22 protein-coding genes and 1 pseudogene are annotated in these 24,369 nt (G+C 73.1%); 12 read left to right on the top strand and 11 right to left on the bottom strand.

All coding sequences use genetic code 11. The features are described from left to right. The first annotated feature begins 95 nt into the window (after positions 1-95). Together D9V37_RS01150 and D9V37_RS20575 are read left to right on the top strand one after the other, a co-directional pair. Positions 96-1,328: a geranylgeranyl reductase family protein gene (locus D9V37_RS01150; protein WP_121804288.1), complete on the top strand. Its 1,233-nt coding sequence runs from the start codon at positions 96-98 to the stop codon at positions 1,326-1,328. A gap of 16 nt (positions 1,329-1,344) precedes the next feature. Next, complete coding sequence (locus D9V37_RS20575) at positions 1,345-2,208, top strand: lysophospholipid acyltransferase family protein (protein WP_121804289.1); 864 nt, start codon at positions 1,345-1,347, stop codon at positions 2,206-2,208. Between the two features lie 40 nt (positions 2,209-2,248). Here D9V37_RS20575 and D9V37_RS01160 read toward each other — a convergent pair. Next, a pseudogene (locus D9V37_RS01160) lies at positions 2,249-3,352 on the bottom strand (acyltransferase family protein); the annotation flags it as partial. Here D9V37_RS01160 and D9V37_RS01165 point away from each other — a divergent pair. The 3 genes from D9V37_RS01165 to D9V37_RS01175 are packed head-to-tail and all read left to right on the top strand — an operon-like array spanning position 3,351 to position 7,980. Further along, a complete protein-coding gene (locus tag D9V37_RS01165; RefSeq protein ID WP_121804291.1) occupies positions 3,351-4,616 on the top strand; it encodes a hydroxyacid-oxoacid transhydrogenase in 1,266 nt (421 codons plus the stop codon). The pseudogene D9V37_RS01160 and the gene D9V37_RS01165 sit on opposite strands and share 2 nt — an antisense overlap. Further along, positions 4,613-7,348, top strand: coding sequence for an FAD-binding and (Fe-S)-binding domain-containing protein (locus D9V37_RS01170; RefSeq protein WP_232524674.1), 2,736 nt, complete (start codon positions 4,613-4,615; stop codon positions 7,346-7,348). The genes D9V37_RS01165 and D9V37_RS01170 overlap by 4 nt, the downstream gene beginning before the upstream one ends. After that, the gene (locus D9V37_RS01175) at positions 7,345-7,980 is read left to right on the top strand and encodes a pentapeptide repeat-containing protein (protein WP_121804293.1); all 636 of its coding nucleotides are present in this window, start codon (positions 7,345-7,347) and stop codon (positions 7,978-7,980) included. The genes D9V37_RS01170 and D9V37_RS01175 overlap by 4 nt, the downstream gene beginning before the upstream one ends. Before the next feature lie 9 nt (positions 7,981-7,989). On the opposite strand, the gene D9V37_RS01180 is transcribed toward D9V37_RS01175, so the two are convergent. After that, positions 7,990-8,268, bottom strand: a complete 279-nt coding sequence (locus D9V37_RS01180; RefSeq protein WP_121804294.1) for a hypothetical protein — start codon at positions 8,266-8,268, stop codon at positions 7,990-7,992. Positions 8,269-8,587: 319 nt separating this feature from the next. On the opposite strand from D9V37_RS01180, the gene rpsL reads away from it, so the two are divergent. From rpsL to tuf, 4 genes are all read left to right on the top strand, one after another. Beyond that, the gene (gene rpsL, locus D9V37_RS01185; RefSeq protein ID WP_121804295.1) at positions 8,588-8,962 is read left to right on the top strand and encodes a 30S ribosomal protein S12; all 375 of its coding nucleotides are present in this window, start codon (positions 8,588-8,590) and stop codon (positions 8,960-8,962) included. Beyond that, positions 8,962-9,432: a 30S ribosomal protein S7 gene (rpsG, locus tag D9V37_RS01190; RefSeq protein ID WP_121804296.1), complete on the top strand. Its 471-nt coding sequence runs from the start codon at positions 8,962-8,964 to the stop codon at positions 9,430-9,432. Before rpsL ends, rpsG begins: the two co-directional genes overlap by 1 nt. 80 nt (positions 9,433-9,512) lie before the next feature. Next, the gene (fusA, locus tag D9V37_RS01195; RefSeq protein WP_121804297.1) at positions 9,513-11,624 is read left to right on the top strand and encodes an elongation factor G; all 2,112 of its coding nucleotides are present in this window, start codon (positions 9,513-9,515) and stop codon (positions 11,622-11,624) included. A gap of 70 nt (positions 11,625-11,694) precedes the next feature. Next, complete coding sequence (gene tuf, locus D9V37_RS01200) at positions 11,695-12,888, top strand: elongation factor Tu (protein WP_121804298.1); 1,194 nt, start codon at positions 11,695-11,697, stop codon at positions 12,886-12,888. Positions 12,889-12,989: 101 nt separating this feature from the next. Here the strand turns inward: tuf and D9V37_RS01205 are convergent, their stop codons facing one another. After that, positions 12,990-14,339 carry a transaminase gene (locus D9V37_RS01205; protein WP_121804299.1) on the bottom strand — a complete coding sequence of 450 codons (1,350 nt, stop codon included), beginning with the start codon at positions 14,337-14,339 and terminating at the stop codon, positions 12,990-12,992. 48 nt (positions 14,340-14,387) lie between these two features. On the opposite strand from D9V37_RS01205, the gene trmB reads away from it, so the two are divergent. Next, positions 14,388-15,146, top strand: coding sequence for a tRNA (guanosine(46)-N7)-methyltransferase TrmB (trmB, locus tag D9V37_RS01210; RefSeq protein WP_121804300.1), 759 nt, complete (start codon positions 14,388-14,390; stop codon positions 15,144-15,146). Here the strand turns inward: trmB and D9V37_RS01215 are convergent. From D9V37_RS01215 to D9V37_RS20585, 3 genes are read right to left on the bottom strand one after another with little or no spacing between them, the layout of a single operon-like run. Continuing rightward, a complete protein-coding gene (locus tag D9V37_RS01215) occupies positions 15,097-15,507 on the bottom strand; it encodes a hypothetical protein (RefSeq protein ID WP_121804301.1) in 411 nt (136 codons plus the stop codon). The two genes, trmB and D9V37_RS01215, sit on opposite strands and share 50 nt — an antisense overlap. An 11-nt stretch (positions 15,508-15,518) precedes the next feature. Continuing rightward, positions 15,519-16,340 carry an RDD family protein gene (locus D9V37_RS20580; protein ID WP_121804302.1) on the bottom strand — a complete coding sequence of 274 codons (822 nt, stop codon included), beginning with the start codon at positions 16,338-16,340 and terminating at the stop codon, positions 15,519-15,521. After that, positions 16,337-17,146 (bottom strand): glycosyltransferase 87 family protein, encoded by an 810-nt coding sequence (locus D9V37_RS20585; RefSeq protein ID WP_121804303.1) that lies wholly within the window; start codon positions 17,144-17,146, stop codon positions 16,337-16,339. Before D9V37_RS20585 ends, D9V37_RS20580 begins: the two co-directional genes overlap by 4 nt. Positions 17,147-17,181: 35 nt before the next feature. On the opposite strand from D9V37_RS20585, the gene D9V37_RS01230 reads away from it, so the two are divergent. Beyond that, entirely contained in the window at positions 17,182-18,177 is a 996-nt protein-coding gene (locus D9V37_RS01230; protein WP_121804304.1) for a stage II sporulation protein M, read from the top strand. A 250-nt stretch (positions 18,178-18,427) separates the two neighbouring features. Here the strand turns inward: D9V37_RS01230 and D9V37_RS01235 are convergent, their stop codons facing one another. Genes D9V37_RS01235 through D9V37_RS01255 form a run of 5 tightly spaced genes read right to left on the bottom strand, consistent with a single transcriptional unit; the run spans position 18,428 to position 23,557 of the window. Next, on the bottom strand, positions 18,428-19,756 hold the full coding sequence (locus D9V37_RS01235; RefSeq protein ID WP_121804305.1) for a DUF58 domain-containing protein: 1,329 nt from the start codon (positions 19,754-19,756) through the stop codon (positions 18,428-18,430). A gap of 3 nt (positions 19,757-19,759) precedes the next feature. After that, positions 19,760-20,749 (bottom strand): AAA family ATPase, encoded by a 990-nt coding sequence (locus tag D9V37_RS01240; RefSeq protein ID WP_121804306.1) that lies wholly within the window; start codon positions 20,747-20,749, stop codon positions 19,760-19,762. Then, the gene (locus D9V37_RS01245) at positions 20,746-21,816 is read right to left on the bottom strand and encodes a DUF4350 domain-containing protein (RefSeq protein WP_121804307.1); all 1,071 of its coding nucleotides are present in this window, start codon (positions 21,814-21,816) and stop codon (positions 20,746-20,748) included. The genes D9V37_RS01240 and D9V37_RS01245 overlap by 4 nt, the downstream gene beginning before the upstream one ends. After that, positions 21,813-22,454 (bottom strand): DUF4129 domain-containing protein, encoded by a 642-nt coding sequence (locus D9V37_RS01250; RefSeq protein WP_121804308.1) that lies wholly within the window; start codon positions 22,452-22,454, stop codon positions 21,813-21,815. Before D9V37_RS01250 ends, D9V37_RS01245 begins: the two co-directional genes overlap by 4 nt. Then, positions 22,451-23,557, bottom strand: a complete 1,107-nt coding sequence (locus tag D9V37_RS01255) for a hypothetical protein (RefSeq protein WP_147455831.1) — start codon at positions 23,555-23,557, stop codon at positions 22,451-22,453. Before D9V37_RS01255 ends, D9V37_RS01250 begins: the two co-directional genes overlap by 4 nt. Before the next feature lie 498 nt (positions 23,558-24,055). Here D9V37_RS01255 and rpsJ point away from each other — a divergent pair, with 498 nt between their 5' ends. Next, positions 24,056-24,364, top strand: a complete 309-nt coding sequence (gene rpsJ, locus D9V37_RS01265; protein ID WP_008360994.1) for a 30S ribosomal protein S10 — start codon at positions 24,056-24,058, stop codon at positions 24,362-24,364. The last annotated feature ends 5 nt before the right edge of the window (positions 24,365-24,369 follow it).

Genomic DNA, 24,369 nt, shown 5'->3' on the forward strand with positions numbered 1-24,369 from the left:
CGGAATTTCCCGGGGTTTTGCCGGGTGCCCGGCAACCCCCCCGCCGCGCGAGCGCCCCACCCCCCACCCACCCGCCCCTCTGGGAGAATGAACCCGTGACGCCCACCTCCACCGACGTGCTCGTCGTCGGCGCCGGCCCCGCGGGGTCGGCGGCGGCCGCGTGGGCGGCCCGGGCGGGGCTCGACGTCGTGCTGGCGGACGCCGCTACCTTCCCGCGCGACAAGACCTGCGGCGACGGGCTGACCCCCCGCGCGATCGAGGAGCTGACCCGGCTCGGGGTCGAGGACTGGGTGTTCGCGCGCACCCGCAACGTGGGGCTGCGCGCCCACGGCTTCGGGCAGACGCTGCACCTGCCTTGGCCGGGTGGGTCGCTGCCTGCTCACGGGTCCGCCGTGGCGCGCACCGTGCTCGACGACCACCTGCGCACCACCGCCCTCAAGGCCGGCGCCGTCGGCGTGGACGGCGCGCGGGCGGTCGACGTCCGGCGCGAGGGCGGCCGCGTGTCCGCCGTGGTCTTCGACTCCGGTGAGGGCACGGTCGAGGTTGGCTGCCGCCGGCTGGTGGTGGCCGACGGCGTCCGCTCGCCGCTGGGCAAGGTGCTGGGGCGCACCTGGCACCGTGACACCGTCTACGGCGTGGCCGGGCGCAGCTACGTGCGCTCGGCGGCCGCCGACGACCCGTGGATCAGCTCCCACCTCGAGCTGCGCGACGAGGACGACGCCGTGCTCTCGGGCTACGGCTGGATCTTCCCGCTCGGTGGGGGAGAGGTGAACCTCGGCGTCGGCACGCTGGCCACGGCCAAGCGTCCGGCCGAGGTGGCGCTGCGGCCGTTGATGCGGCACTACGCCGCGCAGCGTCGCGAGGACTTCGGGCTCGAGGGCGAGCTGCGGGCGCCGACGTCGGCGCTGCTGCCGATGGGCGGCGCGGTGAGCAACGTGGCGGGGCCGAACTGGTTGCTGGTCGGCGACGCGGCGGCGTGCGTGAACCCGCTCAACGGCGAGGGCATCGACTACGGCCTGGAGTCGGGCCGGTGGGCGGCCGAGATGCTGCAGGACCACCAGCGCCTGGAGACGGCGTGGCCGGCGATCCTGCAGGAGCGCTACGGCGAGGCGTTCTCGATCGCGCGGCGGCTGGCCGGTCTGGTCACCGTGCCGCGGCTGCTGCCCGCGCTGGGACCGGCGGGCATGCGCTCGACCTGGCTGATGACGCTGGCGCTGCGCTGGATGGGGAACCTGGTCACCGACGAGGACCGCGACGCCGCCGCGCGGGTGTGGCGGTGGGCCGGGCGCCGCTCGGTGCTGCGCGACACCCGTCCGCCCTTCTCCTGAGCACGAACCACTCCTCGTGGACGTGACCTACCGGCTGGCCAACGCGCTCGGTCGCGGCGTGCTCGGCGCGCTGGGCGTCGACGTGCGGCTGCACGGGGTCGAGCGCATCCCGGAGCACGGACCGGTGCTGCTGGCGGCGAACCACTGCTCGTTCCTGGACTTCGTCACGGTCGAGCGGGCGGCGATCGAGCGGGGACGGTTCGTGCGGTTCCTGACCCGCCACGACATGTGGGTGCCCGGGGTCGGCGCGGCGATGGACGCGATGCGCCACGTGCCGGTGGACCGGCAGGCCCCGGCCGCGGCGTACCTGACGGCGCGTCGGCTGCTGCGCGAGGGCGAGGCGGTGGGCGTCTTCCCCGAGGCCGGCCTCAGCCACGCCTTCACCATCCGCTCGATGATGCCCGGGGTGGCGGCCCTCTCGCGGGAGACCGGCACGACGGTGGTGCCGCTGGCCCAGTGGGGTGCGCAGCGGATCACCACCGCGGGCGACCCCACCCGACGTCCCGACCTGACCCGCGGCCGGGTGGTGGACGTCTCGGTAGGACCGCCGTTCACCGTGCCGGCCGACGGCGACCTGCGCGACTGGACGGCCTACCTGGGGGAGGTGCTCACCGGGCTGCTGGAGGAGCTGCAGCGGCTGCCGCACCACCGGCCGCGGCCCCACGAGCACGCACCCTGGCATCCCGCGCACCTGGGGGGTCAGGCGCCGACGCTGGCCCGGGCCGCGGAGCTCGACGACCCGCCGTTCAGCGCAATAGCCCCGACGTGGGGACCTGCTGCACGGGCACCGGGCGGATCGGCGACTGCGCCAGCGGCTCCTCGGGCATCGACGGCCACAGCCGCTGCTTCAGCCAGCCCACGGGATCGACCAGGGCGTTGAGGCGTACGGCGAGCACCGGCTGGGCCAGCAGCGTGGCCAGCCCGACCGCCGCCACCGGCATCAGCAGTAGGCTCACGCCCGGGTGGGCGTCGGCCCAGTCGGGGACGCCGAGGTAGGTCCAGGCCTTGATGACGAAGCCGTGGAACAGGTAGACGACCAGCGACGCGGCACCCAACCGGGTCATCCAGGTCCGGCTGGCGGGCACCAGCGAGAGGAACGCGAAGGCGCCGACCAGGCCGAGCGCGATCACGCCGAGGCGGATCAGCAGGCCGGCCACGACCGGGTCGCCGATCTCGGCGTAGGTGCTGCGGTAGTAAAGGTACTCGGTGCTGACCAGCCGCACGCTCGGCGCAGCCACGAAGATGACGGCGAGCGCGAAGAGTCCGGCGAACCGGACGCTGCTGCGGTGCAGCAGCGCGAGGTGCTCGCGGCGCAGCTTGAGCCCCACCACGAAGAACGGCAGCAGCCCGGCGGCGCGGGCCAGGTCGAAGGTGTGAGGCGCCACGATGCCGCCCACGAGGCTCACCGCGACGGCGACGCCGACCGCGACGAGCAGCGGCATCGCCTTGAACAACGGGGTCACCAGCCGCCAGGCGAACAGCGCGGTGAGGTACCACATCGGCCACTTCGGGTCGAGCAGACTCGTGCTGAGCCCCTCGTGGCCCACGGTGTTGCGGAACAGCACGAGGAGCTCGGAGAAGACGACGTACGGGACGGCGACGGTGCACACCAGCGTCCACAGCCGCTTCGGGGTGTAGGCGAACGAGCGGGACAGGTAGCCCGTCACCAGCACGAAGGCCGGCACGTGCCAGGAGTACAGGAACGTGTAGACCCAGCCGTGCGCCGTGGTGCCCGGCGTGAGGACGAGGCTGTGGCCGACGACGACCAGCGCGACGAGTGCGAACTTGGCGTTGTCGAACCACGGGTCGCGCGCGGAGGGTCGCGAGACCTCCGCAGACGCCGCGTCGGAGGCGGTGGTCGGCGGCGGCGCGGGGGCGGTCGTCGTCGTGGGCATCATTCGAAAGTAAGGGGCTGACCTGAACGCTGCCCCAGAAGTACCTGGGCGAAACGCGTCAGATGGATCACAGGATGGCGGGCGGCTCGGTCGCGACCCTCTCGGGGCACGCAATAGCCTGAGGGACATGTCGGAGACGGTCTTCACCTACGGCGCGCCGAACCTGAAGTTCGGGCCCGGGGCGAGCGCGGAGATCGGGTTCGACCTGTCGACGATGGGCGAGGTCCGGCGGGTGCTGGTCGTCACCGACGCCGGCGTGGCCGCCACCGGCCACCCGCAGCGGGTGGCCGAGCAGCTGGCCGGCTTCGGCCTGAGCGCCGAGGTCTACGACGGCGCGCACGTTGAGCCCACCGACGAGAGCCTCGCCGCAGCGGCCGAGTGGGCCCGGGCGAATGGGCCCTGGGACGCCTTCGTCGCCGTGGGCGGCGGCTCGGCCATCGACACCGCGAAGGCCGTCGACCTGCTCACCACGAACCCGGGGGAGGTGCGCGACTACCTCAACGCGCCGGTGGGGTCGGCCCGCTCGCCCGAGCACCCGCTGAAGCCGCTCGTGGCCGTGCCGACCACCACCGGCACCGGCTCGGAGTCGACGACGGTGTGCGTCCTCGACGTCCTCTCGCTGCGCGTGAAGACCGGCATCTCCCATCCCCGGCTGCGACCGGCGCTCGCCGTGGTCGACCCCGACCTCGTCGGCAGCCAGCCCGCGGGCGTCACGGCGGCCTCGGGGATGGACATCTTGTGCCACGCCCTGGAGAGCTACACCGCTCGTCCCTACACCTCGCTGCCGGCGAAGCGGGCCGAGCAGCGTGTGCCCTACTGCGGCGCCAACCCCGTCTCGGACATGTGGGCGCGCGAGGCGCTGCGGCTGCTCGCGGGCTCGTTCCGGCGGGCCGTGGCCGACGGGGAGGACCGCCAGGCGCGCGCCGACATGGCGCTCGCCGCCACCTATGCCGGCATGGGCATCGGCAACGCCGGGGTGCACATCCCGCACGCGAACGCCTACCCGATCGCCGGCCAGGTCCGCGACTTCCACCCCGACGGATACCCCGACAGCGAGCCGATGGTGCCGCACGGCATGGCGGTGGCGCTGACCGCGCCGGAGAGCTTCCGGTTCACCTACGAGGCCGACCCGGGACGTCACGAGCACGCGGCCGACCTGCTCGAGCCCGGGGTGGTCCACGAGGGGCCCGATGCGCTGCCACGGGTGCTGCTCGCGCTGATGCGCGACATCGCGATCCCCGACGGTCTCGGCGCCGTCGGCTACACCGAGGCCGACACGGCCGGCCTGGCGCAGGGGGCGCTCCAGCAGCAGCGGCTGCTGGCCATCGCGCCGCTCGAGGTCGACGAGGACGTCGTCGCGGGGATCATGAGCCGCTCGATGTCGCTGTGGTGAGCGACCTCCTCGACGCGCTGGGACGGCACGGGGTCGGCGACGTGGACGCGAGCCCGCTCGCCCAGGCGCTCTACGCCACCGACGCCTCGCTCTACCGCGTGCCGCCCCAGGTGGTGGTCCGGCCCCGCGACGCCGACGAGGTGCTGGCCACCTTGGCGGTCGCGCGCGAGACCGGCACGCCGGTCACGATGCGCGGCGCCGGCACCTCCATCGCGGGCAACGCCGTCGGCCCGGGCATCGTCGTGGACACCCGCCGCTGGATGCACGACGTCGTCGGCGTCGACGCCGAGCGCCGGACGGCCGTGGTGCAGCCGGGTGCCGTCCACGCGACGCTGCAGCGCGCGGCCACCGCGCAGGGCCTGCGCTTCGGCCCCGACCCGTCCACCCACACCCGGTGCACCGTCGGCGGCATGGTGGGCAACAACGCCTGTGGCTCCCGCGCGCTGGGCTACGGCCGCACCTCGGACAACGTGGTGGGGCTGCGCGTGGCGCTCGCCGACGGGACGGTGGTCGAGCCCGGCGCCGGTCACGCCGGCGTCACCGACCTCGTGGCCGCGCACCTGGGCCTGGTGCGCACCGAGTTCGGCCGGTTCACGCGCCAGGTCTCCGGCTACTCCTTCGAGCAGCTGCTGCCCGAGCGGGGGACATCCTTCGACCGGTTCCTCGTGGGCACCGAGGGCACGCTCGCGGTGGTGCTCGAGGCCGAGGTCCGGCTGGTCGAGGACGCTCCCGCCCGGGCGCTCGCCGTGCTCGGCTACGCCTCCATGGCCGACGCCGGCGACGCCGTGCCCGCGTTGCTCTCGCATCCGCTGGTGGCCTGCGAGGGGCTGGGACGCCGGATCGTCGACGTGCTCGTGGCCCATGGCGGCTCGGTGCCGGAGCTGCCGGCCGGCGACGGCTGGCTGTTCGCCGAGGTGACCGCGTCGACGGCCTCCGAGGCGGAGGCGCTCGCGGCGGCGGTGGCGCGCGACGCCGGCGTCCCGCACCGGGTGGTGACCGACCCGGGCGAGCAGGCGACGCTGTGGCGGATCCGCGAGGACGGCGCCGGCCTGGCCGCGCGGTCGCTGGCCCGGCAGGCCAAGTCGGGCTGGGAGGACGCCGCCGTACCGCCGGCCCAGCTCGGCGCCTACCTCCGCGACTTCGACGCCCTGCTGGCGTCCTCGGGCCTCGACGGCGTGCCGTACGGCCACTTCGGCGACGGTTGCGTCCACATCCGCATCGACTTCGAGACCGACGACGCCGCGGGTCGGGCACGGTTCCGCACCTTCGTGGAGGACTCCGCCGACCTGGTGGCCCGCTACGGCGGCTCGATGAGCGGCGAGCACGGCGACGGGCGGGCCCGCTCGGAGCTGCTGCCCAAGATGTACTCCGCCGACGCGATCGACCTGATGGGCCAGGCCAAGCGGCTGCTCGACCCCGGCAACCTGCTCAACCCGGGCGTGCTGGTCGACCCGGCGCCGTTCGACGCCTCGCTGCGGGTGGTGGGCCGCTCGCCGGTCACCTCGCTGCGGCTGGTGCACGACGGCGGCTCGTTCGCCGGTGCCGTGCACCGCTGCACCGGCGTCGGCAAGTGCTTGGCCGGGCCAGGGCCCACCGGCGTCATGTGTCCCTCCTACACCGCCACCCAGGACGAGAAGGACTCCACGCGCGGCCGGGCGCGCGTGCTGCAGGAGCTGGTCGACGGCACCGTGGTCCGCGGCTGGGACGACCCGGCGGTGGAGCAGGCGCTGGACCTGTGCCTGTCGTGCAAGGGCTGTGCCCGCGACTGCCCGACGGGCATCGACATGGCCACCTACAAGGCCGAGGCGCTGCACCAGCGCTACCGGGGACGGCGTCGTCCCCGCTCGCACTACACGCTGGGCCGGCTGCCCCAGTGGGCCCGGCTGACCCCGCCACGACTGGCCAACGCCGCGCTGCGGGTGCCGGTGCTCGCCCGGCTGGCCAAGGCGGCGGCCGGGGTGGACCAACGGCGCTCGCTGCCCCGCTTCTCGCCGCGACCGCTGCGGACGTCATACGAACGGGTCGCTGCGGCGACCACCTCGTATGACGTCTGGCTGTGGGCCGACTCCTTCACCGACCGGTTCGCCGCCGACTCCGGCCGCGCGGCCATCGCGTTCCTCGAGGCGGCCGGACTGCGCGTCGGGGTGATCGGCGAGCAGGCCTGCTGCGGGCTGACCTGGATCAGCACAGGCCAGCTCGACGCCGCCCGCCGCATCGTGGGCGACGCGGTGGCGACGCTGCACCCCTACGTCGCCTCGGGCGTGCCGGTCGTCGGGCTGGAGCCGTCGTGCCTGGCGACCCTGCGCTCCGACGCCGTCGAGCTGCTCGACGACCCGCGCGCCGCGGTGGTGGCCGCCGGGATGCGGTCGCTGGCCGAGTTCGTCTCGACGCTGGACCGTGCGGTGCTGCCGGACCTGACCGGGGTGACGGTGATCGCCCAGCCGCACTGCCACCACCACGCCGTCATCGGCTGGGAGGTCGACGAGGCGCTGCTCGCCGCCGCCGGCGCCACCGTGACGCGCGTGGGCGGGTGCTGCGGTCTGGCCGGCAACTTCGGGGTCGAGCAGGGCCACTACGAGGTCTCGGTGGCGGTGGCCGAGCACGCCCTCTTGCCCGCGGTCCGCGCGGACCCCGAGGCCGTGGTCCTCGCCGACGGCTTCTCCTGCCGCACCCAGCTCGACGACCTGGCCGGCGTGCGCGCCCTGCACCTGGCCGAGCTGCTGGCCCGATGAAGGCCGCGAGGCGGCCGGCACTGCTGCTGGAGGACCTCGACGCCGGAGAGGACCTGCGGCTCGAGCGTTCCCACGACGGGGTCCGGTTCGCCGACGTCGATCTCGCGGGGTCGCAGCTGCACGACCTCGACCTGGTCGAGTGCTCGCTCGAGCGGCTGCGCCTCGACGATGCGGTGCTCCGGGGCAGCCGGCTCCGCGAGTCGCGGCTCGTCGGCTGCGAGGCCACCTCGGTGGCCCTGGACCGCAGTGAGCTGCGCGAGGTGGAGGTCGTCTGGTGCCGGCTGGGTGCGCTGGACCTCTACGACGCGGCGCTGCGAGTCGTGCGCTTCGTCGACTGCCGGCTGGGCTACCTCAACCTCCGAGGCAGCGAGCTGACCGATGTGACCTTCGAGCGGTGTGTCATCAGCGACCTGGACCTCGGCGTTGCCAGCGTCGAGCGCGCAGGCTTCGTCGAGAGCCGCGCCGAGTCGCTACTGCTCGGCCAGGCCCGGCTGGCCGACGTCGACCTGCGGGGTCTGGCCATCGAGCGGCTCGTCGGCGTCGAGGGGCTCAGCGGCGCGACCGTGAGCCAGGAACAGCTGCTCGAGCTGGCGCCGCTGCTCGCCGAGCACCTCGGACTCACGGTCGACTGAGCGGTCGGTTCAGAACCCGCCGGTGGCCAGGTCGAGGTCCTCGGCCAGGTGGGAGCCGAGCCAGCCCAGCGCGGCGACGTGCTCGCCGGTGCGTTCGGAGTAGGCCGCCACGGCGCCGGCGAAACCCGCCAGTGGCCCGACCAGGGGATCGGGGCAGGCCTCGGCGCAGGCGTGGCCCAGCCGCCGCAGGTGGGCGCCGGCGGCCTTCACGTCGCGGCCCACCGCCACGAGGTCGACCGCCCCGCTGGCCAACGTGGTGGTCTCGGCGCCGCCGAACCCGGGTCTCATGGCCGTAGGTCTACCCTGACGAGCAGACCTCGACCACCGGCCTGACCGGGCCTGTGGAAAACCGAGCCGGCGACGAGGATCGAGCCGGTCTCGGATGGTTTTGCCTTGTCCGGGAGGCGCCGGTACTGTGGACATCTGTGTCCGGTCTCCCGGACGCGTGCCGCTCGCCCAGGACTGCTCGCCCGAGCAGGACCCCGGTCGGCACTCGGGCACCCGCCGCCCGGTCGCACGGCCAGGGCGGCTGATTCCCCGAAACGATCCACTACCGCGCCGGCAGATCGCTGGTGCGCGAGAGCTGAACACGAAAGGGAACCACTCGGTGCCCACCATCCAGCAGCTGGTCCGCAAGGGCCGACAGGACAAGGTGTCGAAGAACAAGACGCCTGCGCTCAAGGGCTCGCCCCAGCGCCGCGGGGTCTGCACCCGCGTGTACACGACCACCCCGAAGAAGCCGAACTCCGCCCTGCGCAAGGTCGCCCGCGTGCGCCTGTCCAGCGGCGTCGAGGTCACGGCGTACATCCCCGGTGTGGGCCACAACCTGCAGGAGCACTCGATCGTGCTCGTGCGCGGCGGCCGGGTGAAGGACCTCCCCGGCGTCCGCTACAAGATCATCCGCGGTTCGCTCGACACCCAGGGCGTGAAGAACCGCAAGCAGGCGCGGAGCCGCTACGGCGCGAAGAAGGAGAAGGGCTGATGCCACGCAAGGGCCCCGCTCCGAAGCGGCCGATCGACGTCGACCCGGTCTACGGGTCGCAGCTGGTCTCCCAGCTGGTGAGCAAGGTGCTGCAGGACGGCAAGAAGCAGGTCGCCCAGCGCATCGTCTACACCGCGCTGGAGGGTTGCCGCGGCAAGACCGACACCGACCCCGTCGTCACGCTCAAGCGGGCGCTGGACAACGTCAAGCCGGCCATCGAGGTCAAGTCCCGCCGCGTCGGTGGCGCCACCTACCAGGTGCCGATCGAGGTCAAGGGCAACCGCGGCACCACGCTGGCGCTGCGCTGGCTGGTCGGCTACGCCCAGGACCGTCGTGAGAAGACGATGTCCGAGCGGCTCATGAACGAGATCCTCGACGCCTCCAACGGCCTCGGTGCCGCGGTGAAGCGTCGCGAGGACACTCACAAGATGGCCGAGTCCAACAAGGCCTTCGCGCACTACCGCTGGTGACGTCGGTGAGGAACACCGACCACCCGCGCGGTGTTCTTCCCTACGGCGTAAACACGACTAGCTAAGGAACTCAGAGATCAGTGGCTGTTGACATCACCACAGACCTGAAGAAGGTCCGCAACATCGGCATCATGGCGCACATCGACGCCGGCAAGACCACCACCACCGAGCGGATCCTGTTCTACACCGGCATCACGTACAAGATCGGTGAGGTCCACGAGGGCGCGGCCGTCATGGACTGGATGGAGCAGGAGCAGGAGCGGGGGATCACCATTACCTCCGCCGCCACCACGTGCTGGTGGAAGGACCACCAGATCAACATCATCGACACCCCCGGCCACGTGGACTTCACGGCCGAGGTCGAGCGCTCCCTGCGGGTGCTCGACGGTGCGGTCGCCGTCTACGACGGCGTCGCGGGCGTCGAGCCGCAGACCATGACGGTGTGGCGGCAGGCCAACAAGTACTCCGTGCCGCGGATGTGCTTCGTCAACAAGCTCGACCGCACCGGCGCGGACTTCTTCCGCTGCGTCGACATGATGGTCGAGCGCCTCAACTCCACCCCGCTGGTGCTGCAGCTGCCCATCGGCAACGAGGCCGACTTCATCGGCGTCGTCGACCTGGTCGGCATGCGTGCGCTCACGTGGCGCGGCGAGACCACCATGGGTGAGGACTACGAGGTCGAGGAGATCCCGGCCGAGCTCGCAGCCCAGGCCGAGGAGTACCGCGAGAAGCTCCTGGAGACGCTGGCCGAGGCCGACGACGACGTCATGGAGAAGTACCTCGAGGGCGAGGAGCTCTCGGTCGAGGAGCTCGAGGCCGGCATCCGCCGCGCCACCCTGGCCGACAAGCTCAACCCGGTGCTGTGCGGCACGGCGTTCAAGAACAAGGGCGTCCAGCCCCTGCTCGACGCGGTCGTGAAGTACCTGCCTTCGCCGATCGACGTCGAGGGCATCACCGGCCACGCGGTCAACGACGAGGAGAAGGAGATCGTCCGCAAGCCGTCGGACGACGAGCCGTTCTCCGGTCTGGCCTACAAGATCGCCGCCGACCCGCACCTGGGCAAGCTGATCTACGTGCGCGTCTACTCCGGCAAGCTGGAGGCCGGCACCTCGGTGCTGAACTCGGTCACCGGCCGCAAGGAGCGGATCGGCAAGGTCTACCAGATGCACGCCAACAAGCGTGAGGAGATCGGGTCGGTCGGCGCCGGGCAGATCGTGGCCGTCATGGGTCTGAAGGACACCAAGACCGGCCACACGCTCTGCGACGCCTCGAACCCGGTGATCTTGGAGTCGATGACCTTCCCGGCCCCGGTGATCGAGGTCGCCATCGAGCCCAAGACCAAGGGCGACCAGGAGAAGCTCGGCGTCGCCATCCAGCGGCTGACCGACGAGGACCCGACCTTCACCGTCAAGACCGACGAGGAGACGGGCCAGACGATCATCGCCGGCATGGGCGAGCTCCACCTGGAGGTCTTCGTCGACCGGATGAAGCGCGAGTTCCGCGTCGAGGCCACCGTCGGCAAGCCGCAGGTCGCCTACCGCGAGACCATCCGCCGCAAGGTGGAGAACCACTCCTACACCCACAAGAAGCAGACCGGTGGGTCGGGGCAGTTCGCGAAGGTCGTCATGTCGATCGAGCCCAGCATCGACGAGGAGACCGGGGCGGGTGCGGGCTACGAGTTCGTCAACAACGTCACCGGTGGCCGCATCCCGCGCGAGTACATCCCCTCGGTCGACCAGGGCGCCCAGGAGGGCATGGAGTTCGGCGTGCTCGCCGGCTACCCCATGGTCGACGTCAAGGTGAGCCTGGAGGACGGCGCGTACCACGACGTCGACTCCTCCGAGCTGGCCTTCAAGATCGCCGGCAACCAGGCCTTCAAGGAGGCCTGCCGCATGGCCAAGCCGGTGCTGCTGGAGCCGATGTTCGCCGTTGAGGTGGTCACCCCGGAGAACTTCCTGGGTGACGTCATCGGCGACATCAACTCCCGCCGCGGGCAGGTGCAGAACATGTCGGAGCGCTCGGGCGACCGGGTCGTCGACGCGCTCGTGCCCCTGTCGGAGATGTTCGGGTACGTTGGCGACCTGAGGTCGAAGACCTCCGGTCAGGCGTCGTACTCGATGGAGTTCGACTCGTACGCCGAGGTTCCCCAGAACGTCGCCGACGAGATCATCAAGAAGGTCCGCGGCGAGTAACCTCTGCGCGGGAACCCAGCACGGCGACCACCACACGATTCAGTAGAGAAAGCAACAGGAGGAGCCCACCGTGGCTAAGGCGAAGTTCGAGCGGACCAAGCCGCACGTCAACATCGGCACGATCGGTCACATCGACCACGGCAAGACGACGCTGACCGCTGCGATCACCAAGGTCCTGCACGACAAGTACCCCGACCTCAACGAGGCGTCGGCGTTCGACCAGATCGACAAGGCTCCCGAGGAGCGCCAGCGCGGCATCACGATCGCCATCGCGCACGTCGAGTACCAGACCGAGGCGCGCCACTACGCGCACGTCGACTGCCCCGGTCACGCCGACTACATCAAGAACATGATCACCGGTGCGGCCCAGATGGACGGCGCGATCCTCGTGGTCGCCGCCACCGACGGCCCGATGCCGCAGACCCGTGAGCACGTCATCCTGGCTCGCCAGGTCGGCGTGCCGGCGATCGTGGTCGCGCTCAACAAGTGCGACATGGTCGACGACGAGGAGCTCATCGAGCTCGTCGAGATGGAGGTGCGCGAGCTCCTCTCCGAGTACGAGTTCCCCGGTGACGACCTGCCCGTCGTCCGCGTGGCCGCCTTCCCGGCGCTCAACGGCGACGAGAAGTGGGGCGAGTCGGTCCTGGAGCTGATGAACCAGGTCGACGAGTACATCCCGCAGCCCGAGCGCGACACCGAGAAGCCGTTCCTGATGCCGGTCGAGGACGTGTTCACGATCACCGGTCGTGGCACCGTCGTCACCGGTCGTATCGAGCGCGGCATCGTCAAGGTGAACGAGACCGTCGACATCATCGGCATCCGCGACGACAAGCAGACGACGACCATCACGGGCATCGAGATGTTCCGCAAGCTGCTCGACGAGGGCCAGGCCGGCGAGAACGTCGGTCTGCTGCTCCGCGGCACCAAGCGCGAGGACGTCGAGCGCGGCATGGTCATCATCAAGCCGGGCACCACCACGCCTCATACCAACTTCGAGGCCAGCGTCTACATCATGTCCAAGGAGGAGGGTGGCCGTCACACGCCGTTCTTCAACAACTACCGTCCGCAGTTCTACTTCCGGACCACGGACGTGACGGGCGTCGTGACGCTGCCCGAGGGCACCGAGATGGTCATGCCCGGTGACAACACCGAGATGTCGGTCGAGCTGATCCAGCCGATCGCCATGGAGGACGGCCTGCGCTTCGCCATCCGCGAGGGCGGCCGCACCGTGGGCGCCGGTCGGGTCACCAAGATCACCAAGTAGTTCCCAGCACCAGCGCGCAAGCCCCCGGGTCCTCGGATCCGGGGGCTTCGTGCTGTCCGGGCCAGGTGTGGAGTCGGTGCACCGCCCGGCGCCGAGCGGACTCAGCCCATCAGCGCCTCGACCGCGCCGCCGAAGACCTCGGTGTGCCGGTCGACGTCGCCGGCGGTGTGGGCCGGCGAGAACAGCGCCATGTTGTGGAAGGGCGTGAGCAGGACACCGCGGTTGAGGGCATAGAGGTGGAAGAACCCCTCGAATTCCTCATCGACCGCGGCCGCCGCGGCCGCGCCGTCGCGCGGCGGCGGGCAGAACCAGTACTCCGCACGGCAGCCCAGCCGCTGCACGTGCCAGGGCAGGTCGTGCTGCTCGATGACGTCGGCGACGCCGTCGGTGAACCGCTCGGCCAGCGGTGTGGCCACGGCGAAGTCGTCGTCGCGCAGGCTGGTCGACAGGGTGGCTCGGGCGGCGGCCAGCGCCAGCGCGTTGGCGGTGAGCGTGCCGCCGACGCCGGCGACGTCGATCTCGTGGCCCAGCATCGAGCCCGCCAGCCGGGCGGCCACCTCGGCGCTCATGCCGTAGGCCGCCAGCGGCACGCCGCCGCCGATCGGCTTGCCCACCACCAGCAGGTCGGGCTGGAGGCCCCACGCGGCCGTGGCCCCGCCGGGGCCGGCGCACAGCGTGTGGGTCTCGTCGTTGACCAGCAGCACGCCGTGCCGCCGCGTGATCTCGCGGACCTCGGCCAGGTAACCGGGCTCGGGCAGCACGATGCCGATGTTGGTCAGGGCCGGCTCCATGAGCAGGCAGGCCACGTCGCCCTCGGCGAGCCGCCGTTCGAGGGCCGCGGCGTCGTTGAACGGCACCACCGCGGTGGTGGCGGCGACGTCGACCTGGGGACCGAGCGCGCCGGGGCGCGGGACGACGCGGCCGCCGTCGAGCACGGCGAGCGTCTCGTCGACGGTGCCGTGGTAGCACCAGTCCATGACGGCGATCCGGGGCCGGCCGGTCAGGTGGCGGGCGAAGCGGAGCACGAAGCGGTTGGCGTCGGTGGCCGACATCGCGAACTGCCAGCTGGGCAGGCCGAACCGGCGCGCCAGCTCGGCGGCCACCCAGGTCGCGTCGGTCGACGGCAGCATCGTGGTCAGCCCGGTGGCGGCTCGGCGGGATATCGCCTCCGCGACCTGGGGCAGCGCGTGGCCGGTCATCGCGCCGGTGTCGCCCAGGCACAGGTCCACGTACTCGATGCCGTCGACGTCGACCAGGCGCGCCCCCGACGCCGAGTCGACGGTGAGCGCGAACGCGCCGGGCCAGCGCGTCATCCACGGCATCGGCACGCCGGCGAGCAGCGGTCCGGCCGCGTCCTCGGCCAGTGCGGCCGAGCGGGGGTGCAGGTCGCGGAACCGCTTCTCCTCGGTGGCGCGGAGGTCGGCGAGGCGGCACCGATCGGGCGTGGGCACGGCGACAACATAGGGCGTGGCCGCGACCGTGGGGAGGTGTCTGGGAGCATGGCGCGGGTGTCCGCCCGCCCCACTCCCGGCGTCCGCCCCGCCCGGCCGCACGCGAGCTTCACGCCCGAGGGTCGCCGGGTGCGCGAGGTGCTCTCCTACTCGCGCCGCGGGGCGCGGCTGAGCGAACGCGAGCAGGACGCCTGGGACCGGCTGGCCGAGCGGTGGGTGGTGCCGGAGGAGCGGGTCGAGGACACGCCCTGGTCGCACTGGTTCGGCCGTGAGGCGCCGCTGGTGGTCGAGGTTGGCTCGGGCGTCGGCGAGACGCTCGCCGCCGTCGCCCCGCGTCACCCCGAGCTGGACTTCCTGGCCTTCGAGGTCTGGCGCCCGGGAGTGGCCGGCGCGCTGTGGCGCCTAGAGCAGGCCGGTGCCGAGAACGTCCGGCTGGTCGACGTCGACGCCGCGTGGTCGCTGATGCACCTGTTCCCGGCAGGCTCGGTGGCCGAGCTGTGGACCTTCTTCCCCGATCCCTGGCCGAAGAACCGCCATCACAAGCGCCGGCTGGTGCAGCCGGCCTTCGCCCGCGCGGTCGCCTCGGCGCTGGCGCCGGGTGGCTGCTGGCGACTGGCCACCGACTGGGCCGACTACGCCGAGCAGGCCCGAGCGGTCATCGACGCCGAGCCGTCGCTCAGCGGAGGCGTCACGGCTCGGTGGGCCGAGCGGCCGATGACGCGGTTCGAGCGTCGCGGCGTCGAGGAGGGCCGCGCGGTCACCGACCTGACGTACCGGCGGGCTCCAGCGGCATCCCGCGGGCACTGAGCGCGGCCTCCACGCGGACCCGCTCGGCGTCGAGCTCGGGCCCGGCGGGCAGCACCGTGAGCAGGTGCTCGACCCGCAGGGCGGCGCAGGCCTCCGACAGCGCGTGGTCGTAGGCCTGCCGCAGCGCCTCCAGCTTCACGAAGCGGGTGCCCGGTGCGGGCTGGCGGTAGCGATGCCGCAGCCGGCGCACGTCGAAGGCGACGTCCTCGATCGGCCGGGCGGACACCGCGGCCTGCCGTCGCCGGCGCGGCAGATGGTGATCCCAGGCGCTAAGCAGCTCGACGTAGTGGGTGACGGCGGCGAAGACGAGGCCGAACACCGCGCAGGCCAGCAGCACCTGCAGCGTGCCCACCAGCCCCATGCCCGACGACGCTACGCCTGGCGCGCCGGGTCGCGCCATCGGTCCTTCAGCCGTTCGCGCAGCTGCGCCTCACGCGCCAGCCGGCGGGCGTCGCGCTCGCGGCGCTCGGCCTGGACCGCTGCGAGGAACGCCTCCGGTGCGGTGCCCCGCGGCGGCGGTGGGGCCACGTACGCCGCCACCTGACCGGCGAGCTCGGCGACCAGGCGGGTGCGCGACTGCGGCGAGAGCGAGTCACGGCGGGCGACCAGCTGGCGCACCGCCAGGGCGAGGTGGTCGGGCAGCGGGGCGACGTCGGCCGCGGCCGCCCAGCCGGCCAGCTCCGGCGGCATCGCGACTGGCGGCGGCAGCACCAGGCGCACCCGGGTCCGCACGACGTACGTGCCGGCGACGTGGTCGCCCACCCGCTGCCCCTTGCCGCTGACCAGCCCGCTGATCAGCGCGGGCACGCCGGAGAGCACGAAGACCTCGACGAAGCCCACGAGCGCCCGGATCAGCGCGTGCCGGAACGAGATCGGACCCGCGTCGCTGCGCACGGTGCGCAGTCCCAGGCAGAGCTTGCCCAGGCTGCGGCCGCGGGTCAGCGTCTCCACCACCGTGGGGAGCACCACCAGACAGCCGACCACGGCGACGATCGAGCCGACGGCGAGCAGGGCCTCGTCGGAGGCCAGGGCGGTGGCGGCGAAGATCGCCCCGACCAGCAGGGCCACCTCCGCGACGATGTCGATGAGCCCCGAGGCCACGCGCAGCCCGATGGAGGCCGGCGGCAGGTCGAGGGTGACCGCCTCGCCCGTGACCAGCTCGTCGAGGTCGAGCGCAGCGTAGATGTCGCTCACGGGTCGAGCGTAGGTGCGTTGCGCACGACGCGCGGGATCGCCGCCAGCATCGCGACGTCCTTCAGCTTCAGGCCCAGGTGCGGGGCCAGCAGCAGCATGGCGACGGGGACCGTCCACGCGCGGCGGGTGCGTGCGCCCCAGACCGCGACCGCGAGCCCGAGCGCGAACCGCAACAGCCGCAGCCACCACGGCTCGTCGTCTTGCCCGTGCAGCAGGAAGTCGACGTAGGAGTGCCACAGCCCCGGCGCGAGCACGGCACTGAGCACCGCCAGCCCCGCCGTCCACGCGGACGCCCACAGCAGTGCCGCCCGGTCGCGACGCACCAGGAACCACACGAACCCGGCGGCACCGCTGCTCACCTTGGTCAGCGCGGGGAAGGCCCAGAACCCGGCCCGTCGCACCCCGAGCGCGGCGGCGACGCCGAGGAAGCCGTAGACGTTGCCGAAGATCAGCTCGGGCACGCACATCAGCAGCACCGGCACCCGCCAGCGCACCGGCAGCGGCCAGGTGAGCCAGCACAGCGCCGCCGCCTCCAGGGCGAGCCACGCGCCGTAGAAGACCCCGAACGGCACCACGGCGAGCGGGCGCATCGCCAGCGCGAACGCGGGGGAGTATAGGAACGCGTCGCGGTCGCCCGGCACGGCGTGGGCGTACGGATGCGCGCTGCGCCCGGCCAGCCAGTAGGCGTGGGTGTCGTAGCCCAGGCCGTGCGGCACGTAGGCCTGCAGGTTGAGGAACGCCAGGTAGCCGGCCACGGTCCAGGCCAGGGTGACCAGCGTCGTGCGCACGAGCTGGCGGGCGGTCACGGGTCACCATGATGGGGCGCCGTAGCCTCCCAGGTGTGGACCTGGACGCCTACGTCGCCGCGCACCGCGATGCGTGGCGTCGGCTCGAGGAGCTGGCGGGCCGTCCCAGCGCGGGTGGCGCGGAGGCCGACGAGCTGGTCGACCTCTACCAGCAGGTGGCCACCCATCTCAGCGTCGTGCGCAGCAGCGTGCCCGACGCCGCGCTGGTCGGGTACCTGAGCGCGCTGCTGGCCCGGGCCCGGGTACGACTGATCGGCAGCGAGCCGGCGCGCTGGTCCGACCTCTCGGACTTCCTGGTGCGCCGCTTCCCGGCCGCCCTGTACCGCACCCGGCGCTGGTGGCTGAGCGTGATGCTGGCCAGCTACGCCGTCACCGCGGTGATGATCTGGTGGCTGCTGCAGCACCCGCAGGTCGAGTCGGCGCTGCTGACGCCTCGACAGGTCGACCAGCTCGTGAACCACGAGTTCTCCGCCTACTACCAGCAGGCCGCTGCCTCGCACTTCGCCGCGAAGGTCTGGACCAACAACGCCTGGGTGGCGGCGCTCTCGATCGGCCTCGGCGTCTTCGGACTGCCCGTGCTCTACGTGCTGTGGCAGAACGTCGCCAACCTGGCGGTGGTGGGGTCGATCATGATGCGCCACGGGCACACCGGCGAGTTCTTCGGGCTGATCCTGCCCCACGGGCTGCTCGAGCTCACCGCGGTCTTCGTCGCCGCCGGCACCGGGCTGCGGCTGTTCTGGTCCTGGGTCGCGCCGACCTCCCGCAGCCGCGCGGAGTCGCTGGCCGCGGAGGGGCGCTCGGCGGTGGGGGTGGCGATGGGGCTCGTGCTGGTGCTGTTGGTCTCGGGGCTCATCGAGGGCTTCGTGACGCCCTCGCACCTGCCCACCTGGGCCCGCCTCGGCATCGGCGTCGCGGCCGAGATCTGCTTCCTGGGCTACGTCTTCGTGCTCGGTCGCCGCGCCGTGCGCGTGGGCATCACCGGCGACCTCGACGCGAGCCTGCTGGAGGACCGGGTCGCCACGCGGGCGTGAGGGCCGGGTTCCCCGCCTAGGCGCGGAAACCGCCCACCCAACTGGACGAACTGCCCCACGCGAGGGCGGTTTCGTCCACTTGCGTGGCCGATGTGCCGGGTTCCGCCGGGTGCCGGTGTGCACTGGAGCGGGATCCGCGACCCCGGCTGCGCCCGGACCCGAGTGGGGCGCGCCCGGCCGGGCCGGACGGCCGGGGCGACGGAAGCGACCAGCCAGTCGCCGGTGCCACCGGGCACCGCCTCGCTCGCTGTCAGAGCCGGCCGGCGGCCTTGAGCGCGAGGTAGTGGTCGGCCAGACCGGCCGCCAGCCGGTCGGTGTCGAGGTCGAGGACGTCGACGCCGAGCGCGCCGAGGAGGTCGGCGGTGGCGGCCCGCCTGGCCAGGGCCTGCTCGGCGGCGGCGGCCTGGTAGACGTCGCGGACGTCGTCGCGCTGGCGGGCCAACCGCTCCAGCGCGGGATCGCGGACGGAGGCCAGCACCACGCGGTGCCGCGTGGTCAGCGTAGCGAGCGTCGGCAGCAGTCCCTCCTCGATCGCCGAGGGCTCCAGGGGCGTGAGCAGTACGACCAGGGCGCGGTGACGGCCCAGCGCGGTGACGGCGGCCGCCAGGCGGTTCCAGCTCGTCTCCACCAGCGCGGGCTCGACGCGGGCCAGGGCGTCCTGCACGCGCGGCAGCACCTCGCGACCGGCCCCACCGGCCACCTGCGCGCGCACGGTGCGGTCGCCGGCCACCAGGTCCACGCGGTCGCCGGCGCGCGAGGCCAGGGTCGCCAGCAGCAGGGCCGCGTCGAGGGCGGCATCGAGGCGGGGCACGGCGTCCTCGGATCCCTCGGTCGCCGGTGCGGTGCCCGAGGCGACCCGGCCGGCGCTGGTGCGCCCGGTGTCGACCACGACCACCACCCGCCGGTCCCGCTCGGGACGCCAGGTGCGCACCACGACGTCGCGGCTGCGGGCGCTGGCCCGCCAGTCGATGCTGCGCACGTCGTCGCCGCGCACGTACTCGCGCAGCGAGTCGAACTCCGTACCCTGGCCGCGGGTCAGCACCAGCGACCGGCCGTCGAGCTCGCGCAGCCGCTCCAGCCGGCTGGGCAGCAGCCGCCGGGAGGGGAACGCCGGCAGCACCCGCAGCGATCCGGGCGCCGTGAGCGAGGCCTGACGCGCAGCCAGGCCGAGCGGGCCGGGCAGCCGCAGCGTCACCCGGTCGGTCGGCCGGTCGCCGCGGCGGGTGGGCAGGAGCGTCGTGGTCAGCAGCCGGCTGCCGCCGGCGGGCACGTCGAGCCGGTGGCGCTCGCCGACCGCCCCGGCCGAGGGCACCCAGGCGTCGCGCAGCACCCCGCGCACCCGGCGTCGGCCCGGGTTGGTCACCTCCAGGTCGGTCGTGGTCGCCTCACCCTGCCGGGTCGCCGGCGTGGCCAGCCGGCGCAGCTCGAGCCGCCGCGGCGAGGGCGCCAGCACGAGGTCGACCCCGACCAGGAGCACCACCAGCGCCAGCCACACCCACACCGTGCTGCCGGCCGGACGCAGCACCACCAGCACCACTCCGGCCAGGAGCAGTGCGGGGGTGCGCCAGGTCAGCGACATGCGCTACCGCGGCACCGGCACCGACGCGACGGCGGTGGCCAGCACCTGGTCGACATCGGTGCCGTCGAGCTCGGCCTCCGGGCGCAGCTGCAGCCGGTGCGCCAACGTGGCCTGGGCGAGCGCCTTGACGTCGTCGGGCGTCACGAAGTCGCGACCGACCAGCCACGCCCAGGCGCGCGACGTACGCAGCAGTGCGGTGGCGCCGCGCGGGCTCACGCCCAGCTGCAGCGACGGCGACTGCCGGGTGGCTCGCGCGATGTCGACGACGTAGCCGGCCACCTCGTCGGAGACCCGGACCCCGCCGAGCGCGGCCGCGCCGGCGAGCAGGTGCTCGGGCCCCGCCACCTGGCGCACCCCCGACGCCGCGACGTCGCGCGGGTCGAAGCCGTCGGCGTGGCGCCGCACGATCGCTACCTCGTCGTCGCGGCCGGGCAGTGGCATCCGGACCTTGAGCAGGAACCGGTCCAGCTGGGCCTCGGGCAGCGGGTAGGTGCCCTCGTACTCGACGGGGTTCTGCGTGGCGGCCACCAGGAACGGCGTCGGCAGCGGGCGGGTGACGCCGTCGGCGGAGACCTGGCCCTCCTCCATCGCCTCCAGCAGCGCCGACTGGGTCTTCGGCGGCGTCCGGTTGATCTCGTCGGCCAGCAACAGGTTCGTGAAGACCGGGCCCTCGCGGAAGGCGAGGCCCTGCTCGCCCCCGGTGCCGTCGATCACCAGCGAGCCGGTGAGGTCGCCGGGCATCAGGTCGGGGGTGAACTGCACCCGCTTGGTGTCGACGGCGAGCGCGGTGGCCAGGGTGCGCACCAGCAGCGTCTTCGCCACGCCCGGGACCCCCTCCACCAGCACGTGCCCGCGGGCCAGCAGCGCCACCAGCAGTGCCGAGACGGCCGCGTCCTGCCCGACGACGGCCTTGGCCACCTCGGTCCGCACGGCGGCCAACGCGGCCCGGGCCTCCTCGGCGCGAGCGTCCTCGGCCCGTTCGTGGGTGGTCACAGGTCGTCCTCCAGCTGGGTCAGGCCCCGGCCGAGCTCGGCCAGGGCGGCGTCGTCGCGGACGGGGGAGTCACGGAGCAGGGTGCCCTGATCGGCCAGGGCAGCGGGTAGGGCGTCGGCCGCGCGGTCGGGGTCGGACAGCGCCAGCCGCTCGGCGACCCGGCGCCGGGTGGCCGAGCGCAAGATGGCGGCGGCGTGGTCGCGGTCGCGGGCCCGGCGGTAGAGCCGGCCGCGGCTGCTGGTGGCCTCGGTGGCGCGCACCACCACCGGCACCGGCTCGCTGACCAGCGGACCCAGACGCCGGCCGCGCCAGAGCAAGAACGCCACCAGTGCCGCGGCCAGAAGCCACAGCGCCGGGATCAGCCAGTCCGGCAGGAAGGTACGCACGGACACGGCGTCGGCGGCGACGGTGTCGGCCGGGTCGGCGACGTACCAGACCAGGCGGGGCTGCTGGCCGAGCAGCCGCAGCGCCACGGCCGCGTTGTCGCCCTGCAGCACGCGGTCGTTGCGGAACAGCTCGGGCGCGGTGACCAGCCAGATCCCGCGGGCCGGTCGCGCGACCACCACCCCGCCGCCGGCGCGGAAGCAGCCGCGTCCCGAGAGCGCCGCGGCGTCGTGCAGCCGGGCCACCAGGCCCTGCAGCACGCGGGTCCGGCAGCCGGAGTCCACCAGTCCCGACGCGGCGCCGCTGGCGTGCAGGTCGAAGGCCGTCAGCAACGTGCTGGAGGTGCCGACCAGCACCAGCGACCGCGCTCGCGACGCATGCGAGCGCAGTCGCTGCAGGGTGCTGCGTCCCAACGTGTCGGCGTTGGTGACGACCACGCTGGTGCCCGCGTCGACGTCGTCGGCCAGGAGGGCGGACTGGCCGCGGGCGATGTCCACGGCGACCCCGCGGTCGGCCAGCACCCGTGCCACCGCCTGCGCGCCGGTGGGGTCGGGGTTGCGCGGGTCGAGGGCGCCGTCGTACTGCGCACGGTCGCGCTGCAGCCACGACACCCCGGCCACGAGGACCACCACCATCAGGAGCAGCACCAGCGCCGTGCGGTGGCGCCGTGCGAAGTCGGTCACCGGGGCACCGCCACCACCGGCTCGCCGGCCGACGCCGAGGTCGCCGGCGTCGCGGCGGCCAGCGTCGCCTCCAGGTCGAGCACCTCGCCCGCTCGTTCGCGACGTGCGGGTCGGGCGCCGTAGCGGGTCTCGTCGAAGGCGAGCGCTGCGGCACCCAGCCGCTCGGCGAGGTCGGGGAACCGGGGCCGGGCCAGCGCCACCACCTCGTAGGCCGTCGCGGCCGGCAGGTCCGCCACCAGCCCGCGCTCGACCAGGCCCGCGGTCAGCGCCCGCACACCCTCCACCACTGCGGTGTCGAAGTCGCCGGCCGCGTACGCCGCCTGCGCGAGCGCCCGGTGCTGCTGGGCGCTGCGGCGTCCTTCGTCGAACACGGTGCGCTGCCCCGGCTCGGCCGCTGGGTTGCGCCGCAGTCGTGAGAGCACGAAAGCGAGCACCGCCACCAGGACGACGCTGAGCAGCAGCAGAGCAGGCAGGCCGAGGTCGGAGAGCCGCCCGGGCCCCTGGCCGGCGCGGTCGAGCAGACCGCGCAGCCAGTCGGCCAGCCGCTGGGTCAGGCTCGCGTGGTACTCGCTGCGGTCCAGCTCGCGTCGCAGCCACTCCTCGGCCCGGTCGGGGCCCGGCAGCAGCGGGGTGCTCACCGGTCGCGACGCTGCACGTGCTCGATGAGCTCGATGTCGAAGCCTTCCTTGCGGAACCGCTGGTCGAGGTACTGCAGCACCGCCACCGAGCCGACGAAGGGCGTCACGATCGCGCCGGAGACGATGTTGGCCAGGTTCGAAGAGACCAGCAGGCCGAGGAAACCGCCGTGGTCGGGGAAGGCCGCGAGGAACAGGGCGCCGACGATGGTGAACGGCAGCGAGATCACCTGCTGCACCACCCCGGTCACCAGCAGCAGGAGCAGGAAGAGCCCGAGGATCCGCCAGAACTGCCCGCGGGAGAGGCGCGACGCGCGGCGCACCGCCGCCAGGACGCCGATCCGCTCGGAGACCAGGGCCGGTGCGGCGAGCTGGAACCAGCGGACGTGGATCGACAGCGCCGCCACCGCCGCGAGCACGGCGCCGAGGAACAGCAGCGCGATCCCCACGCCGAGCCCGGTGCCCGAGCCGCCGGCGGTGAAGATCACCACGACGGGCAGGCCCACCAGCACGGCGAACACCAGCGCGACCACCAGCCCCTCGAGCAGGGAGAGGCCGACCAGCCGCAGCAGCGACCCGCGGGCGCGGCGCCACGCGTCGCCGGGGGAGATGTACTCGCCCAGGCTGGCACGCGTCACCACCGGCACGACCAGCCCCGCGATGACGATGTTGGCCGCTGCGGTGAACAGCCCCGCCACGAGACTGGCGCCGACCAGCCCGACGTCGAGGCCGATCGCGTCGGTCGCACTGCTCGAGGTGCCGGTCCCGTCCAGCAGCCGGTCGGGGTCGAAGAGTGTCGAGGCCACCACGGAGAACACGATCGGGATCACCATCGCCACGGCCAGCACCAGCGCCGCCAGCCCGATGGTGGCCCGGGGGTTGCGACGCACCGTGCCGAACGCGCCGTCGAAGAAGTCCCCCAGCGTCAGCGGTCGCAGCGGCACCGTGCCCGGCTTGTGGGGGGAGCGGCCGTACGCCGGGGACGAGGACGCGCCCGACGGCGGGGGAGCGTAGGCGCCGCCCCCGGCGTACGGCCCGGGTGGCGGCCAGGAGGCCGGAGGCTCGTCGGATGCGCCGGGAGCACCGGGCGGAGGCGGGAGGGACATCCGGGTCATCCTCGCATTCCGCCCCCGCGCGCCCCCGCTGATCGAGGATGACTCGCAGCGACCGGTGGTAGGAACCGAGGGCCTTCCCCGCACGCCCGACCGGACACCGCACCGGTGTCGGGACGCCGCGGGCCCGGTCCACGCCTTCCCAGGCTCAGGCGTGAGGCCGGCGGATTTGGCCCGTGCGGAGATCTCTGCCAAGATGTTCAGGTTGCTCCGGCGGGCTCGCCGGGCGCGCGCATGTTGACCACTGAACAGGTTCTCCTTCGAAGTCAGGTCAGCGCTGTGCGCGCTGAGGTCGGTGAGCCCGTTCAGATGCAGAGCCTCGGACGCCCTCACGGGACGGCCGGCTCGGCCAGGTGGCAGCCACCAACCGAAACCCTCCAGATTCACGCCTGTCGTGCGTCCAGCACCCACGACACGCCCGACCGCGGGGGTGGGAGCACCAGCATGAACCAGAGCCAGCGCAGCACCGAGCAGTAAGGACGAACGGGACCTATGGCGGGACAGAAGATCCGCATCAGGCTCAAGGCCTACGACCACGAGGTCATCGACACCTCGGCGCGGAAGATCGTGGACACCGTGACCCGGACCGGCGCGAAGGTCGCCGGGCCCGTGCCGCTGCCCACGGAGAAGAACGTCTACTGCGTGATCCGTTCGCCCCACAAGTACAAGGACAGCCGCGAGCACTTCGAGATGCGCACGCACAAGCGGCTGATCGACATCATCGACCCCACGCCGAAGACCGTCGACTCGCTCATGCGGCTCGACCTGCCGGCCGGTGTCGACATCGAGATCAAGCTCTGATCGCA

The sequence above is a fragment of the Nocardioides mangrovicus genome (assembly GCF_003674065.1).
GTDB classification, from domain to species: Bacteria; Actinomycetota; Actinomycetes; order Propionibacteriales; family Nocardioidaceae; genus Marmoricola; species Marmoricola mangrovicus.